We start from the raw sequence: 16,582 nt of genomic DNA, 5'->3' as shown, positions 1-16,582 counted from the left end.
TCCCCGGCTGGCTGTCCACCAAGCCCGGCAACACCCGCCGCAACGATCCGGTCTATCTCAAATACGCCGACGAATGGCAGGCCAAGATCGATGCGATCGTGGCCCGCCACCAGGTCACGAACGGCACCGGCTCGGTGATCGCCTACCAGGTCGAGAACGAGTACTACAACGGCTCCGCGGCCGGCCACACCTACATGCGCCACCTCGAGGACAAGGCACGCGCGGACGGCATCACCGTTCCCTTGACCGGCAACAACAACGGCACGTTCAACACCGGCGTCGCCGCGCTCGACGTGGACGGGCCGGACTCCTACCCGCAGGGCTTCGACTGTTCGAACCCCACGCGGTGGCGCGGCGTGCCGGACATCAGCTACGACCATCCGGCCGGGAAACCGCTGTACTCCCCGGAGTTCCAGGGCGGCGCGTTCGACCCGTGGGGCGGCCCCGGCTACGACGCGTGCGCCCGGCTGATCAACGACCAGTTCGCCGACGTGTTCTACAAGCAGAACATCGCGGTGGGCGCGACCGCGCAGAGCTTCTACATGACCTACGGCGGCACCAACTGGGGCTGGCTCGGCATGCCGCAGAACTACACGTCCTACGACTACGGCGCGGCGATCCGCGAGACCCGGCAGCTCGACCCGAAGTACTACGAGGACAAGCTGATCGGCTACTTCACCCAGTCGGTGGCGCCGCTGACCAAGACCGACCGGATCACCACCGCCGCGCCGGACAACCCGGCGGTCATCGACACCGGACGGATGAACCCCGACACCGGCACGCAGTTCCATGTGTTGCGGCACAACGACTCCACCGCCACCTCGGTCGACACCACGCACATCGCCGTCGACCTCCACGCGCAGCCGACCCCCGAGCCCAGCTACACCTACGACGACCCGGACCCGGCGCTGCGGTACGCCGGCGGCTGGTCGCACGTCGCCGACACCAGCTACACCGGCGGCGACTACAAGCACACCGAGTCCTTCTCCAACAAGGCCGGTGACTCGCTCACCGTGCCGTTCACCGGCACCGCGGTGCGCTGGATCGGCTCCAGGACGGACAACCACGGATATGCCGACGTCTACCTCGACGGGGTCAAGCAGACCACAGTGGACGACTCGGGCAGCGCGAACCAGGCCGTGCTGTACCAGGCCGGCGGGTTGGCCGACGGTCCGCACACGCTCACGATCGCGGTGACCGGCACGCACAACACCGGCACGTCCACCGACAACTACGTCGCGGTCGACGCCATCGACCTGTCGGTCCCGCCGGCACCCGAGCCGGCCACCTACCCCGTCGTGCCGCAGCAACCCGGCACGGCCATCACGCTGAACGGCCGCGACTCGAACATCATCGTCGCGAACTACGCGCTCGGTGCGTCCCGGCTCCAGTACTCGACCTCGGAGATCATGACCAACGCGACGATCGCCGACCGCGACCTGGCCGTGCTCTACGGCGACCAGGGCACCGACGGCGAGACCGTGCTGAACTACCGGTCCCGCCCGACCGTCACGTCATCCGGCGGCACCGTGACCACCACCTGGGACGCGGCCACCGGAGACCTGAGGCTGAACTACCGGCACAGCGGGCTGCTCCGCGTGACCGTCTCCGGCGGCGGCGCGCGTCCGCTGACGCTGCTGCTCGCCGACAAGCCCACCGCCGAGACCTTCTGGCGGATGGACACCGCGAGCGGACCGGTCCTCGTGCGGGGCACCCACCTGCTGCGCACGGCGACGAGCCACGGCGACACCCTCGCGCTCACCGGTGACAACGGCGACGACCCCGGCGTCGAGGTCTTCACCGGCGCGCGGCACGTGACGTGGAACGGCAGGCCGGTCCGCGCCAGCACCGTTCCCGTCGCGAAGCCGGTGACCCTGCCGGCGCTGACCCACTGGAAGCACCAGGAGGAGTCGCCGGAGGCCGAGCCCGGGTTCGACGACACGGGCTGGGTGGTCGCGGACAAGACGACGTCCAACAGCGTCACCCCGGTGAGCGGCGGCCCGGTGCTGTTCGCCGACGACTACGGCTTCCACACCGGCAACACCTGGTACCGCGGCCGGTTCCGGTCCACTGGCAAGGAGAACGGCATCCACCTGGAGTCGCAGTCGGGCGGCGGTGCCCAGGCCTTCTCGGCGTGGCTGAACGGCACCTTCCTGGGCAGCTCGACGACCGGCACGGCCGACTTCTCCTTCCCCGCCGGGTCGCTGCGGGCCGAGAACGTGCTGTCGGTGCTCACGGTCAACATGGGGCACGAGGAGGACTACAACTCGACCAACAACAACAAGTCCGCGCGGGGCCTGACGGTCGCGGCGCTGAACGGCGCGCCACTGACGTCGATCACCTGGCGGTTGCAGGGGGTGCGCGGCGGGGAGCGCGAGATCGACCCGGTCCGCGGCCCGCTGTCGACCGGCGGGCTCTACGGCGAGCGGGCCGGCTGGTCGCTGCCGGGCTACCCCGACTCGCGGTGGTCCGACGTCACGCTGCCGGCCGGCGACGCCCGGCCGGGCGTGTCCTGGTACCGCACGACCGTGAACCTGGACCTGCCCGCCGGGCAGGACACCTCGCTCGGGCTGACCGTCACCGACGAGCCGTCGCGTGCGTACCGCGCGACGCTGTTCGTCAACGGCTGGCAGGTCGGCAACTACGTCAACCAGGTCGGCCCGCAGCACAGCTTCCCGGTGCCGAACGGCATCCTGAACCCCAACGGCCGCAACACGATCGCGATCGCGGTGTGGAACACGGGCAGCACCGGCGGCCTCGGCGAGGTGGAACTGACCAACTACGGCAGCTACACCTCGCCGCTGCGGGTCGGCCAGAACCGCAGCCCCGGCTACGACCCGCGGAGGTACGCGATGCCGGCGTCGCCGGGTGTCGCCGTCGGCCTGGACGTGCCCGACACCGTCCGCGCCGGCCAGACGTTCACCGCGACGGCCACCGCCACCGCGCACGGCTCCCCGGCCTACGACGTCGCGCCGGCGCTCGCGTTGCCGCAGGGCTGGACGGCGTCCACGGTCAAACCCGTCCGGGTCGTGCGCCCCGGCACGCCGGTCCGGTTCACCTGGCGGGTCATGGTGCCCCAGGGCACGCTGCCGCAGTGGTCGGCGGTGCGGGCGTCGGTGGGCTACACCCAGCGCGGCGCCCGGTCGGTGAGCCGGGACGAGCGGATCGTGGGCGCGGTCCCACCGTCGCCGCCGGCCGGCACGACCGCGGTGAGCGACCTGCCGTTCCTGTCGGCCAGCAACGGTTGGGGCCCGGTGGAACGCGACACCAGCGTCGGGGAGAACCAACCGGGTGACGGCCACCCGATCACGGTCAACGGCGTCACCTACGCGAAGGGCCTCGGCACGAACTCGGTCAGCGACGTGCGGGTCTACCTGGGCGGCACCTGCTCCCGGTTCGACGCGCTGGTCGGCGTGGACGACGAGCAGAACGGCGCGGGCACGGTGACGTTCACCGTGCTGGCCGACGGCGTCCAGGTCGCCACCACCCCGACCATCAGGGGCCGCACCCCGGCCGTACCACTCACCGCGGACGTGACCGGCGCCCAGGTCCTGGACCTGCTGGTAGGCGACGCGGCCGACGGCAACGGCAGCGACCACGGCGACTGGGCCACACCCACGGTCACCTGTGGCTGACCCCTCGACGGTGCGGTCCCGGCTGCGTGCCACCTTCGCGTGGCACGGGGACCGCACCGACGAGCACCAGTACGCCGACGTGACGGGTTGGTGGCGCGACCCGGCGCTGCTCCGGGACCTCGGCCCGGCCCTGGCGCGGCTGTTCGCGGACGGCCGCCCGACGGTCGTGCTGGGCCTGGAGTCGCGGGGCTGCCTCCTCGGGCCGCTCGTCGCGCTCAGCCTGGGCGTCGGCTTCGTGGAGGTGCGCAAGAACCCCCGGCAGGCAGGCGACAGCGATGCCTGGCTGCGGCGGACCACGCCACCGGACTACCGGGACCGGCACCTCACGCTGGGGTTTCCCCGGCGCCTGCTCAGCCCCGCCGACACCGTGCTCGTCGTCGACGACTGGATCGACACCGGTGGTCAGGCCCTGGGCGTGCACCGACTCGCGCGGGATGCCGGGGCCACCTGGCTCGGTGTCGCGACGGTGGTCGACGCGTTGGCGGGCAACGAGGTTCGCCGGCGCCTGGACGTGCGGTCCCTGCTGCACGTCCGGGACCTCTGAGGGCCTGGCGCTCCCGTCACGGGCGGCGGTCGCGGCGGGACAGGGCCAGGGCCGGGAGCATCACGGCCGCGGTGAGGAGGAACGTCGTCGGGTAGCCGATGGACGTGATCACCAGACCGGCGGCGAGCGCGCCGGCGGCCATGCCGAGGTCGTAGGCGGCGTTCCAGATCGCGCTCACCGCGCTCTCGCCGCCGGCCGGCACGCGGTTGTACATCAGCGCCAGGGTCGCGTTCTGCAGGGCGCCGAACCCCGTGCCGAACACCAGCGCCCCACCGATCACCGCCGCCGGGGTGCCCGTCGCGGCGAGGAGTGCCATGCCTGCGGCCGACAGCAGCAACCCCGGTGCCAGCAGGCACGCCGGGCCGCGGCGGTCGCCGACGCGGCCGGCGATCCAGCGGGTCACAGTGGACGCCGCGGGTTGGGCCAGCAACGCGGTCGCGGCGACCCAGGCCGGCTGGGCCGAGGTGGCCAGCGGGAGGAACGTCACCAGCACGCCGACCGCCGCGGTGGACGCCGCGAAGATCGTCGCCGGGCGGGTCAGGGACGGGTTGCGCAGGCCGGCGAGGACACCGTCCTCCGCCGGGACAGCCGCGGCGCGCCGCGGCAGGCCGGGGACGGACAGCAGCGCCAGCAGTGTGGCCACCGTCGTCGTCACGAACACCGGCGCGTAGCCCCAGTGCGCCGCCGCCCACACGCCGGCCGGCAACGCGAGCAGGCCGGGCACCCCGCCGACGATCCCGACGAGCGCGAGGCCCTCGCCGCGCCGGTCCGCCGGGATCAGCAGGGCGGTGACGGCCCCGCCGGCGACGACGGCGACCGCGAAGCCGGCGCCGCGCACCACGCTGACCGCGACGATCACCCACAGGCTGTCGGCGAAGGTGAGGACGATCGTCGGCGCGCCCAGCAGGAACAGCCCGACGGCCAGCGCCCACCGGTAGCCCACCCGGACGACCAGCCTCGGCGTCACCAGCTCGGCGGCGACCGTGGCCAGCAGCAGCGCGACCGTCGCCAGCCCGGCGTCGCCGGCCGCGCCGGCGTCCCGTGCGAACAGGGGCACCACCGACAGCGGCAGGTAGAAGCCGATCGAGGAGCCGACGATCGACACGAAACGCAGCAGCAGCGCCCGGGACACGAGCCGGGTCCGGGGGGTCCGGGTGGGCCGGGTGAGCAGGTCAGCGGTCATGACAGGAACGCTATGAGGGAACCGGGTCACCGATAAGGTCCAGTTCCATGCCTGTGGAGTGGGCCGGTTCGGGGCCCGAGCTGCTGATCACGATCGACCGGGACGGCGTCCCCGGCCTCCGCGCGCAGCTCGAGGACCAGCTGCGTGCCGCCATCCGCGGCGGTCGGCTGGCCGGCGACGAGCGGCTGCCGTCCTCGCGGGAGCTCGCCAGAGCCCTCGGCCTGTCCCGGGGCCTGGTCCAGGACTGCTACGCCCAGCTGCGGGCCGAGGGCTACCTGACGAGCCGCCCCGGCTCGGCCACCCGGGTCGCGGCCGGCGCGGCGTCCCACCAGGACCCGGCACCGGCACCTCGCGCACCGGGCCGCCCCCGGCACGCGGTCGCCGACTTCCGCCACGGCGTCCCCGACCTGCGCCTCGCGCCGCGGGAGGACTGGGCGTGGGCGATCCGCGAGGTCTGCCGCACCGCCCCGAACACCGCCTTCGACTACGGCGACCCGCTCGGCGACCCGCGGCTGCGTGCCGTCCTCGCCGCCTACCTGCGGCGCGTGCGGGCGACCGACGCGACCGGTGACCAGGTCGTCGTCTGCACCGGCATGGCCCAGGCGCTCGGCCTGGCGCTGCGGGCGCTCGCCGCCGACGGCATCGGCACGCTCGCGTTCGAGGACCCCGGTGCCCCCGCGTCGACCATCGCGCAGGCGAGCGCCGCCGGCATGGCCGCCGAGCCCGTCCCGGTCGACGAGGACGGTCTCGACGTCGCCGCGCTGGCACGCGGCGGGGCACGTGCCGTGCTCGTCACCCCGGCCCACCAGTGGCCCACCGGCGTGGTGCTCGCCGGGCACCGCCGCCTGGAGCTGATCGCCTGGGCGCGGCGCCACGACGGCGTCATCCTCGAGGACGACTACGACGCCGAGTTCCGCTACGACCGCGACCCCGTCGGCTCGCTGCAGGGACTCGCGCCGGACCGCGTCGTCTCACTCGGCACGGTCAGCAAGTCGCTCGCGCCGGCCCTGCGCCTCGGCTGGCTGATCGCCCCGGACCGGTTGCTCGACGCCGTGACACGCGGCAAGCAGGTCGCCGACCGCGGCAGCCCGGGCCTTGACCAGCTGGCGCTCGCCACGCTCATCGAGTCCGGCCGCTACGACCGGCACCTGCGCCGCGTCCGCGCCGAGTACGCCGCGCGGCGCGAGGCCCTCGTCGCCGCGCTCGCCACCCACGCACCCGCCCTGCGCGTCACCGGCCTCGCCGCCGGCTTCCACGCCGTGCTGCACCTGCCCCCCGGCGCCGACGAGGCCGAACTGGTCGAGGAGGCGGCCCGCCGCGGCGTCGGCCTCTACGGCATGGCGGGGATGTGCCGGACCACACCCGCGCAACCGCGGCTCGTGCTCGGCTTCGGTGACACGCCGAGGCGTGCGATCGAGGCGGGCATCGCCGCGGTCGCCGATCTCCTGCGCTGCCGGTGGAGCGAGACGGCGGCGGTCCCGCGGGCCTAACCTGGGCGGGTGACCGATCGGGTGCGGCGCAACGTTCGCGTCGAGGGGGTCGTGCAGGGGGTCGGCTTTCGGCCGTTCGTGTACGGGCTCGCCGGCCGGGTCGGGGTGGCCGGGTGCGTGGGCAACGACGTGCACGGGGTGTTCGTCGAGGTCGAGGGAACCCGGGCGCAGGTCGACGCCTTCCTCGCCGGGCTCGTCGAGCAGGCGCCGCCGCTCGCCGAGATCGAGCGGGTCACCATGAGCGTGGCGGCGCCGACCGGGGCCGGCGAGTTCACCATCGTCGCCAGTGACGCCACGGGGGAGCGGCGCACCCTCGTCTCGGCCGACAGCGCGACGTGCGACGACTGCCTCCGCGAGCTGTTCGACCCCGGCGACCGCCGCCACGGCTACCCGTTCATCAACTGCACGAACTGCGGCCCGCGCTTCACCATCGTCCGTGACGTGCCCTACGACCGTCCACTCACGACGATGGCCGGCTTCGCGATGTGCGAGTCCTGCGCGGCGGAGTACCACGACCCGGCGGACCGGCGGTTCCACGCGCAGCCGACCTGCTGCCCGGACTGCGGTCCACGGCTGCGGCTGAGCCCCGGCGCGGGCGACCCGATCGGCGCGGCCGCGGACCTGTTGCGCGGCGGGAAGGTACTGGCGGTCAAGGGGATCGGCGGCTACCACCTCGCCGCGCTGGCCGGCGACGAGGCCGCGACCGCCACGCTGCGGCAGCGCAAACACCGCGAGGACAAGGCGTTCGCCCTCATGGTGTCCGATGTGGACGACGCCGACCGGCTGTGCGTCCTGGACGGCACGGCCATCGCACTGCTCACCGGCCGCCGCCGCCCGGTCGTGCTCCTCGAACGCCGTCCCGGCGCCCCGGTCGCGCCGTCGGTGGCACCCGGCACCCGGCAGCTCGGCCTCATGCTCCCCTACAGCCCCCCGCACCACCTGCTGCTCCGCGCGGTCGGCGCCCCGATCGTGCTCACCAGCGGCAACGTCTCCGACGAGCCCATCGCCTACACCGACGACGACGCCCGCGCCCGGCTGTCCGGCATCGCCGACGCCTTCCTCACCCACGACCGGCCCATCCACGTCCGCACCGACGACTCGGTCGTGCGGCCCTTCCGCGGCAGGGAGACCGTGCTGCGCCGGTCCCGCGGGTACGTGCCGGAGCCCGTGACGCTCCACACGCCGGTGCCGCGCCCGGTGCTGGCCTGCGGCGCCGAGCTGAAGAACACCTTCTGCCTGGCGAAGGGCCGGCACGCGTTCGTGTCGCACCACATCGGCGACCTGGAGAACTACGAGACGCTCCGGTCCTACACCGAGGGCATCGAGCACTTCCGGCGCCTGTTCGACATCGAGCCGGCGCTGGTCGCGCACGACCTGCACCCCGAGTACCTGTCCACCAAGCACGCCAGGGAGCTGACGGGTGTCGAGCTGGTCGGCGTGCAGCACCACCACGCGCACATCGCCTCGTGCCTCGCGGACAACGGCGAGGCGGGACCGGTGATCGGCGTCGCGTTCGACGGCCTGGGCTACGGCACCGACGGCACCATCTGGGGTGGTGAGTTCCTGCTCGCCGACCTGCGCGGGTTCACCCGGCTCGCGCACCTGGCGCCGGTGCCCATGCCGGGCGGCACCGCGGCCATCAGGCAGCCGTGGCGCATGGCCGCCGCCTACCTCGACGCGGCCTACGCCGGCACGCCTCCCGACGACCTGGACGTGGTGCGGCGCAACGAGTCCCGCTGGCAGCAGGTCCTCGCCGTCGCCCGCGCGGGCGTGAACTCCCCGGCGACCTCCAGCGCGGGCCGGCTGTTCGACGCGGTCTCCGCCCTGCTCGGCCTGCGGGACGGCATCAACTACGAGGGCCAGGCGGCGGTCGAGTTGGAGCAGCTCGCCGACCCCACTGAGCGGGGCGCCTACCGTGCCGGCGTCGGGGACACGGTCGCCGGCACGGACCTCGTCCGGGCGGTCGTCGACGACCTCCGGGCCGGCGTGCCGCGGCCGCTGATCGCGGCCCGGTTCCACAACGGCGTCGTCGACGCGATCGTCCGCACGTGCCTGCGCCTGCGCGAGCGGACCGGCGTCACCGACATCGCGTTGTCCGGCGGGGTGTTCCAGAACCTGCTGCTGCTGTCCGGGTGCGTGGACCGGTTGAGCGGCAGAGGGTTCCGCGTACTCATCCACGGCAGGGTCCCCACCAACGACGGCGGCGTCAGCCTCGGTCAGGCGGTGGTCGCCGCCGCGTCGGACGGTTAACGGGACGCGTCCCTGGTGGCTTCCGCGAGCAGCGCGGCCAACGTGCTGTCCCACGTGGGCAACGCGTTGCGGCTCTTGTACCGCCGCAACGCCGCCATCGTGTCCAGGCCGACCCGGAACCAGGCGCTGTCGGGGAAGTGCAGGCCGACCGTCTCCCGCCAGACCGTGACCGGCAGCGGGTACGCGCACTCGTTGCTCCACGGCACCTGCCGCACGGCCATCCGCCCGTCCTCGACGCCGAAGATCGTCCCGCTGAACAGCAACAGCAACGGGACCACGCCGTCCGACAGCCCGCTGAAGTACTTGGTGGACGCGATCTCGAGATCGTAGGTGCAGGGGAGCGGCAGGTCGTGCTGGACGCTGCCGGTGAAGCCGGGGACCATCGTGGACAGTGTCGCGAGCTGGAGCGGTTTGACCGTGTCCGCCCACCGGTCGGTGTCACCGAACAGGTCGTGCAGGTGCTCGGCCTCCTCGGCGGAGTAGCGCCGGCGCTGCGGCTCGATCCGCACCTGGCAGCGCAGCGCGATGGCCGCCACCCGAGCCCCGGTCGACTCCGCGATCCGCAGCCGCAGCGTCATGGCGGGCACCGCGGAGAACCGCTCCGCCCGGGCGCCGACGCAGTCGAACTCGAGGTCAACCATGCGCGCGCGCCCGGATCGCGGCGAAGAACTCGTCGATCCGCTGATGGGCCTCCGTGCCGCCGTCGAAGCCCTTCCAGTGCGTCCGGACCAGCCCGACCAGCTGGTAGCACACGTCGACGGGCACCAGGAAGCACTCGCCGTCGCGGACCAGGACCGCCTCGACCTCGGGCAGGGCCGTCGTCAGCAACGGGTACCGCTCGCGGAGCGCCTGCCAGGCGTCCAGGTTCAGCAGGCACTCGGTGGCACCGGCCGGGCTCGGGTAGAACGCGCTCGTGCCGTGCTCGCCGACCAGGAAGAACGCCGAGCCGACCGGGATGCCGAGCCCCTCCCACTCGCCCGCGGACAGCCGCGTCCCCGCCAGGTACCGGTCCGGCACCGCGCGGTACCGGCCGCTGTCGTGGGCGAACAGCAGGTAGCACGGCCGGCACGAGCACAGCAGCGCCCGCTTCTCCGTGTCGACGACGTGCCCGTGCGCGGAGCCGGCGACGGCACGGCAGAACTCGCACAGCTCGTCGGCCGGCGGTGGGGGCGGCGGGATCTCGACCGCCTCCACGAACCGGCGCAGCCCTTTCATGCTCATGTGGTCACGACCCCGGACACCGCGACCCGCACCCCGGTGTCGTCGGACAGCAGCGGCAGCGGCTCGAGCTGCTCGGTCGTGCCGTCCAGCCCGCGGCCGGCGAGGCGGACGTCGAACCGGGCACCGCACGACGGGCAGGCGAGGGTGGCGTCGGTCACCGTCCCCGCCGCCAGCGCGGATCCGCAGACCGCGCAGGAGTCGCGGTAGGCGTAGAGCGTGCCGCCCACCGTGCACACGACCACGGCGACCCCGCCCAGGTCCACGGCCACCGGCCGGCCGGCCGGCGGCTCGAGGTCGGGCAACGGCACCCACCCGGCCTCCGGCCAGCCCGGCGGCGGCCCCATGCCCACCTGGAGCAGGGGCGGGGCGGGCTCGACCACGCCGGCCACCTCGATGCCGGTCAGCTCCGGCGCCGCGTCCTGGATGGCGCCCTCGATCGCCGTCCTGACCGTCAGCGTCGAGGCGGCGCAGCCGTCGCAGCTGCCCTGCAGCCGCAGGCGTGCCACGCCGTCCTCGACGCCGAGGTACTCGACGCCGCCAGCGTGCGAACCGAGGTAGGGGCGGACCCGGTCGAGCGCACGCTGGACGCGGGTGTCGACGTCGAGCGGATGCAGGTCGTGCAGCAACAGGAGGCTCCCGACGACGTCGTCGTCGGCGAGCCGGGTGAGCTGGTCGGTGTCCAGCGCGGCGACGACGCGTGCCAGCCCCTCACCGTACATCTCGATGAGCAGGCGGACGAGCTCCTCCGCCGTGTCCCGGTGCGGGCCGGTCTGCAGGCCGGCGAGCAGCTCCTCGATGCGCGCGCCGGCCGTCCGGGCAGTGGCCGCCATGTCAGTACTCGGCGTTGAAGGCGTGCGGGGTGTGCAGCTTGGTCAGCGTCTTCCCGGTACCGAGCGACATGTGCACGCCGCAGGGCAGGCACGGGTCGAAGCTGCGCACCGCACGCATGATGTCGATGCCCTTGAACGACTCCGGCGGGTTCTCCTCGAAGATCGGCGTGTTCTGCACCGCGTCCTCGTACGGTCCCGGCGTGCCGTAGGTGTCCCGCACGCTGCCGTTCCACGGTGTCGGCGGGTACGGGTGGTAGTTCGCGATCTTGCCGCCCTTGATCACCATGTGGTGGGACAGCACGCCGCGCACCGCCTCGGTGAACCCGACGCTGACGCCCTCGTCGGGCACCGTGAACGGTTCCCAGGTCTTGGTGTGGCCGGCGCGGATCTCGGCCAGGGCCTTCTCCACGAAGGTCAGCGCCAGCGCGGCCGAGTAGGCCTGGAAGTACGTGCGGGCCCGGTTGCGCTCGATCGCGTTGCTCCACTGTGGAATCTTCCACTCGAAGTCGACGGCCGGCTTCGTCGCCGACCGCGGCAGCGAGATCCGCACGCTGTGGCCGGTCGCCTGGATGTAGTCGGTGTTGACCAGGCCGGCGAGCGCGGTGGCCCACAGGCGGGCGATGGGGCCGCCGCCGGTGTCGAGCGCCAGGTGGTCCTTGCCGTCGAACCAGCGCGGCGACATCGTCCACGAGTACTTGTCGTCGAAGTCGCGTTTGGCCGGGCGCGGGATCGTGTGCTGGTTCCACGGGTGCCTGCGGTCCACGTCGTTGCCCAGCGGGTCCTTCGTGACGAACATCGGCTGGTCCTCCCAGTCCTCGTAGAACGAGCTGCCGAGGAGGATCCGGATGCCGAGGTTGATGTCGAGCAGGCTCGTGGTGACCAGCTTGCCGTCCACCACCACGCCGGGGGTGACGTACATCTTCCGGCCCCACGACTCCATGTTCTCGTAGGTGAAGTCGCAGTACTCGGGGTCGTTGAGGCTGCCCCAGCAGCCGAGCAGGATGCGCCGCTGGCCGACCTTCTCGTAGCCGGGCAGCGCCTCGTAGAAGAAGTCGAACAGGTCGTCGTGCATCGGCACGACCCGCTTCATGAACTCGACGTAGCGCATGAGGCGGGTGAGGTAGTCGGTGAACAGCTGCACGGTCGCGACCGTGCCGACCCCGCCCGGGTACAGGGTGGACGGATGGACGTGCCGGCCCTCCATGAGGCAGAACATCTCACGGGTGTAGCGGGAGACCTGCAGCGCCTCGCGGTAGAACTCGCCTTCGAGCGGGTTGAGCGAGCGCATGATGTCGCCGATGGTCCTGTACCCGTGGTCGCCGGCGTGCGGTGCCTCGGTCCGGTTGGCCTGTGCCAGCACGCCCGGGTTGGTCTCGGCGACCATCTTCTCGCAGTAGTCCACGCCGACCAGGTTCTCCTGGAAGATGTTGTGGTCGAACATGTACTCGGCGGCCTCGCCGAGGTTGATGATCCACTCACCGAGGTGCGGCGGGCGCACGCCGTAGGCCATGTTCTGGTTGTACACCGAGCAGGTGGCGTGGTTGTCGCCGCAGATGCCGCAGATTCGGCTGGTGATGAAGTGCGCGTCGCGCGGGTCCTTGCCCTTCATGAAGATGCTGTAGCCGCGGAAGATCGACGACGTGCTGTGGCACTCGACGACCTCCTTGGCCTCGAAGTCGATCTTCGTGTAGATCCCGAGGCTGCCGACGATCCTGGTGACCGGGTCCCACGCCATCTCGACGAGCTGGCGCTTGCCCGGCTCGTCGACGAGCTCGCGTTCCGTGGCTTTCGTCATCGTCTTCTCCTCACCAGGTTGCCTTGTAACCGGTCAGCAGCTCGTCGCTCTTGGTCCGCCACCGCGGTTCGGAGTCGGCCGTCCGCATGGTGAAACCCCGCAGTGCGCGGATCACCGTGCCGTACATGCCGCTCGCCGCCGAGGACACCCGCGCGCCGGGCGGGGTGTCCATGAAGGGCATGAACTTGTCCGGGAAGCCCGGCATCGTGCACGCGATGCAGATGCCGCCGACGTTGGGACAGCCGCCGACCCCGTTGATCCAGCCGCGCTTGGGCACGTTGCACTTCACGACCGGGCCCCAGCAGCCGAGCTTCACCAGGCACTTCGGCGAGCCGTACTCCTTGGCGAACTCGCCCTGCTCGTAGAAGCCGGCGCGGTCGCATCCCTCGTGGACGGTCATGCCGAACAGCCAGTTGGGGCGCAACGCCTCGTCGAGGGGGATCATCGGGGCCACGCCGGCGATCTGGTAGAGCAGGTACAGGATCGTCTCCGACAGGTTGTCGGGGTGGCTGGGACAGCCGGGGACGCACACGATCGGGATGCCCGCCCTGGACTTCCAGTCCCAGCCGAGGTAGTCCGGCACGCCCATGGCGCCGGTCGGGTTGCCCGCCATGGCGTGGATGCCGCCGTAGGTGGCGCAGGTGCCGACCGCGAGGACGGCCACCGCCCTGGGCGTCAGCCGGTCCAGCCATTCGCTTGTGGTCATGGGCTGGCCGGTCTCGGGGTTGTTCCCGAACCCGGACCAGTAGCCCTCCTTCTTGATCGCCTCGTTCGGGATCGAGCCCTCGACAACGAGCACGAACCGTTCGAGCTCACCGCGGTCGGCCTTGTGCCACCACTCGATGAAACTGTCCGCACCCTGCTCCGGCCCGCACTCGAAGTCGATCAACGGCCAGTGCACCGCGAGCGGGGGCAGGCCGGGCAGGGCGCCCAGCGCGATGTCCTCGATGCTCGGCTGCGTCGCGGCGGTCAACGCCACCGACTCGCCGTCACAGCCGAGACCGCCGTTGATCCACAGTAGATGCACGACGGGTTCGGTGTCGGTTTCGGCGGGCATGGTCGACGACCTCCTCGCAGGCCGCACTTTCCGCTGGGTCACACTGACCCGGGAAAAACGTTAGACCCGTGCCATGACCGCAGCAAGGGAAACCGGACAGAAATGTCCTGCCGGTGCCCGGGCCCGCAGGTAGACTCGTTGTGACACAACGTATGGCGGGTGGCGAAAAGTGTCGGAGCAGAACCACGACGAGCCGGCGGGGCCACTGGAGGTCCGGCCGGTGGTGGTGCTGTCCCAAACATTTCCGGCACGACCTTCCTCGATTCCGGAAATTCGCGAGTTCGTGCGCCGGTGTCTCGCCGACTCGCCGCTGACCGCCGAGGACACCGCCGCGGTGGGCCAGACGGTGTTCCGCGCGCTGCTCGACGCGGCCGGTCCCGCCGGCACGATTCAGATCTCCTTCCGCATTTTTCCGGACCAGGTCGAGGTCGACGTGCTGCACTCGCATCCCGGTCTCGACGACGAGCCGCCACTCGAACGCATGGCCGGGGTGCCGGTGCCGCCCGTCGCCAGCGAGCCGGCGACGTTCGCCGCCTGGATGTCCGGTGCGCTGCGCAGGGAAGGGCTCACGCAACAGCAGGCAGCCCGGCAGCTGGGGGTATCCGTGAAAACGGTGAACCGCTGGGTAGGTGGGGAAACAGAACCGAGGCTGCGTGATCTCCGGCGGATTCGGGAATTGTTCGGCGACCCGCCGCTGTCCTGAAATCACGGATTCGCCGAACTCCCCGAAGATCGCCGCGCCGTCCCACCGATGGGTCATTGACGTGGCGGATGAACCGGCGAACACTTGTGTCGTTCCTCGGGACAGAGGTGTCCGATGACTTGTCCGGCGGTCAACCCGGTACGCGAGCGGCATTGGGTCTGCGCACGCAGAATGCGGGAGCGCAGGCTGGCGCAGGGGTTGACGCAACGGCAGCTCGTCGGACGACTGGAGCGGCGCGGGGTGCGGACCACCAACCGCGCGATCAGCACGATGGAGAACGGTCGCGGACTCGACCTCGGCCTGTTACCCGAACTCGCCGAGGCGCTCGACTGCACGGTCACCTACCTGCTCGGCCTGTCCAGTGATCCGTGTTCCTGGCTGCCCGACCGCCTACCGCGGCTGCCGGACGCCGACGCACCGCGCCGACCACTTCGGACGGAGGCGAGAACGGTCTGACCGTGCATGACTGACCGAATCTCCCCACCATACAGGGAAGTTACCAATGACGAGGGTGTCATCGGTTCCGTCGCACACGTGCGTCGAGGATCTGTTCGCCCGGCGGGTGGCCCCGCTCGCCGACCTGGCGGACCACGCGGAGGACGTGGCACGCACCTGTCACGCGATGGCGGAACGGTTCCACCGCGGCGGAAAGCTCGTCGTGTTCGGCAACGGCGGCCCGAGCAGCGACGCACAGCACGTCGCCGTCGAGTTCGTGCACCCGGTGATCGTCGGGAAGCGAGCGCTGCCCGCGGTGTCGCTCACCGCGGACATCGCGACCGTGACCGGCGTCGCCAACCGCTTCGGCCTGGCCGAGGTCTTCGCCCACCAGATCCGCCTGCTCGCCGAGCCGGCCGACATCGCGCTCGGCCTGTCCGCGGACGGCGACTGCGCGAACGTCCTCCGTGGCCTGGAGGAGGCCCGCGAGCTGGGCATGCTGACCGTCGCACTGCTCGGCGGGACCGGCGGGGCCATCGCCGCGAGCGGGTTGGCCGACCACGTCCTCGTGGCCGCGGCCACCGACCCGAGGGTGATCAAGGAGGTGCACGTGACCATGTACCACGTCCTGTGGGAGCTGGTGCACGTGTTCTTCGAACAGCCCGGTGTGCTCGACCCGGGGGTCGTGTCATGAACGCGCCGGACTGCCACGACGGCGTGTGCGTCACGTGCTCGGACAGCGCGGTGGCCGTGACCGTGGTGGCCCTGCTCGACGACGGGCTGGCCGAGGTCGCGACCGGACGCGGCACCGAGGAGGTGAGCGTCGCGCTGGTGCCGGCGGCGGTCGGGGACACCGTCCTGGTGCACGCCGGCGAGGCGATCGCCGTGGTCGGCACGGGCAACACCGTCGAGGGGGGTGCGCCGTGACCGGTCCCAGCGAGGACGTCCGGTCCCTGTACCCGTTCCTGTACTCGGGTGAGTCCGATGTGGCCGCCGTGCTCGCGCAGGTCCGACAGTCCACTGTGGACAAGACGCGGGAGATCACCGAGCTGCGCGAGCAGGTCCTGCGGCGCGACGGCGCGCGGCTCACCGCGTGTGCGGCGGTGATGGCCGAGCGGTTCGCGGCGGGTGGGCGGTTGCTCGCGTTCGGCAACGGCGGCAGCGCCACGGACGCGCAGGACCTCGCCGGGCTGTTCGTGAGCCCCGCCGACGACTCCCGGCCGCTGCCCGCGTTCAGCCTCACCGCCGACATCGCCGTGATCACCGCGCTGTCCAACGACGTCGGCTTCGACGTGGTGTTCGCCCGACAGCTCGGCGCGTTCGGCAGGAGCACCGACATCGCGGTCGGGTTGTCCACGAGCGGCAACTCGGCGAACCTGCTGCGTGCCTTCGACGAGGCGGCGCGGCGCGGCATGCTCACGGTCGGCATCGCCGGCTAC

General features: G+C 71.9%; 15 protein-coding genes. 9 read left to right on the top strand and 6 right to left on the bottom strand.

The features are described from left to right. Together ACJ73U_RS10835 and ACJ73U_RS10830 are read left to right on the top strand one after the other, a co-directional pair. On the top strand, positions 1-3,635 hold a 3,635-nt coding region (locus tag ACJ73U_RS10835), incomplete at its 5' end, for a beta galactosidase jelly roll domain-containing protein (RefSeq protein ID WP_407777432.1). Then, positions 3,628-4,179, top strand: coding sequence for a phosphoribosyltransferase family protein (locus ACJ73U_RS10830; RefSeq protein ID WP_407777431.1), 552 nt, complete (start codon positions 3,628-3,630; stop codon positions 4,177-4,179). The genes ACJ73U_RS10835 and ACJ73U_RS10830, both read left to right, overlap by 8 nt. Before the next feature lie 16 nt (positions 4,180-4,195). Here ACJ73U_RS10830 and ACJ73U_RS10825 read toward each other — a convergent pair whose 3' ends face one another. Further along, positions 4,196-5,362: an MFS transporter gene (locus ACJ73U_RS10825; protein WP_407777430.1), complete on the bottom strand. Its 1,167-nt coding sequence runs from the start codon at positions 5,360-5,362 to the stop codon at positions 4,196-4,198. 47 nt (positions 5,363-5,409) lie between these two features. On the opposite strand from ACJ73U_RS10825, the gene ACJ73U_RS10820 reads away from it, so the two are divergent. Beyond that, positions 5,410-6,852: a PLP-dependent aminotransferase family protein gene (locus ACJ73U_RS10820; RefSeq protein WP_407777429.1), complete on the top strand. Its 1,443-nt coding sequence runs from the start codon at positions 5,410-5,412 to the stop codon at positions 6,850-6,852. A 9-nt stretch (positions 6,853-6,861) separates the two neighbouring features. Next, positions 6,862-9,102 (top strand): carbamoyltransferase HypF, encoded by a 2,241-nt coding sequence (gene hypF, locus ACJ73U_RS10815; protein ID WP_407777428.1) that lies wholly within the window; start codon positions 6,862-6,864, stop codon positions 9,100-9,102. On the opposite strand, the gene ACJ73U_RS10810 is transcribed toward hypF, so the two are convergent. From ACJ73U_RS10810 to ACJ73U_RS10790, 5 genes are read right to left on the bottom strand one after another with little or no spacing between them, the layout of a single operon-like run. Beyond that, positions 9,099-9,743 carry a DUF6084 family protein gene (locus ACJ73U_RS10810; RefSeq protein WP_407777427.1) on the bottom strand — a complete coding sequence of 215 codons (645 nt, stop codon included), beginning with the start codon at positions 9,741-9,743 and terminating at the stop codon, positions 9,099-9,101. The two genes, hypF and ACJ73U_RS10810, sit on opposite strands and share 4 nt — an antisense overlap. Continuing rightward, a complete protein-coding gene (locus ACJ73U_RS10805; protein WP_407777426.1) occupies positions 9,736-10,323 on the bottom strand; it encodes a DUF5947 family protein in 588 nt (195 codons plus the stop codon). The genes ACJ73U_RS10810 and ACJ73U_RS10805 overlap by 8 nt, the downstream gene beginning before the upstream one ends. Next, on the bottom strand, positions 10,320-11,153 hold the full coding sequence (locus ACJ73U_RS10800; protein ID WP_407777425.1) for a NifU family protein: 834 nt from the start codon (positions 11,151-11,153) through the stop codon (positions 10,320-10,322). Before ACJ73U_RS10800 ends, ACJ73U_RS10805 begins: the two co-directional genes overlap by 4 nt. Position 11,154: 1 nt before the next feature. Next, the gene (locus tag ACJ73U_RS10795; RefSeq protein WP_407777424.1) at positions 11,155-12,948 is read right to left on the bottom strand and encodes a nickel-dependent hydrogenase large subunit; all 1,794 of its coding nucleotides are present in this window, start codon (positions 12,946-12,948) and stop codon (positions 11,155-11,157) included. Between the two features lie 10 nt (positions 12,949-12,958). Further along, a complete protein-coding gene (locus ACJ73U_RS10790; protein WP_407777423.1) occupies positions 12,959-14,005 on the bottom strand; it encodes a hydrogenase expression protein HypE in 1,047 nt (348 codons plus the stop codon). A gap of 169 nt (positions 14,006-14,174) precedes the next feature. Here ACJ73U_RS10790 and ACJ73U_RS10785 point away from each other — a divergent pair, with 169 nt between their 5' ends. From ACJ73U_RS10785 to ACJ73U_RS10765, 5 genes are all read left to right on the top strand, one after another. After that, on the top strand, positions 14,175-14,708 hold the full coding sequence (locus ACJ73U_RS10785; RefSeq protein ID WP_407777422.1) for a helix-turn-helix domain-containing protein: 534 nt from the start codon (positions 14,175-14,177) through the stop codon (positions 14,706-14,708). A gap of 114 nt (positions 14,709-14,822) precedes the next feature. Further along, the gene (locus ACJ73U_RS10780; protein ID WP_407777421.1) at positions 14,823-15,164 is read left to right on the top strand and encodes a helix-turn-helix domain-containing protein; all 342 of its coding nucleotides are present in this window, start codon (positions 14,823-14,825) and stop codon (positions 15,162-15,164) included. Between the two features lie 46 nt (positions 15,165-15,210). Beyond that, entirely contained in the window at positions 15,211-15,837 is a 627-nt protein-coding gene (locus ACJ73U_RS10775) for an SIS domain-containing protein (RefSeq protein WP_407777420.1), read from the top strand. Next, a complete protein-coding gene (locus tag ACJ73U_RS10770; protein ID WP_407777419.1) occupies positions 15,834-16,070 on the top strand; it encodes a HypC/HybG/HupF family hydrogenase formation chaperone in 237 nt (78 codons plus the stop codon). Before ACJ73U_RS10775 ends, ACJ73U_RS10770 begins: the two co-directional genes overlap by 4 nt. Then, the coding region (locus tag ACJ73U_RS10765) for an SIS domain-containing protein (RefSeq protein ID WP_407777418.1) at positions 16,067-16,582 on the top strand (516 nt) is incomplete at its 3' end. The genes ACJ73U_RS10770 and ACJ73U_RS10765, both read left to right, overlap by 4 nt.

Source organism: Actinophytocola sp. (genome assembly GCF_045807065.1).
In the GTDB taxonomy this organism is placed as follows: domain Bacteria; phylum Actinomycetota; class Actinomycetes; order Mycobacteriales; family Pseudonocardiaceae; genus Actinophytocola.
This window is presented reverse-complemented; position numbering and strand designations above follow the sequence as displayed.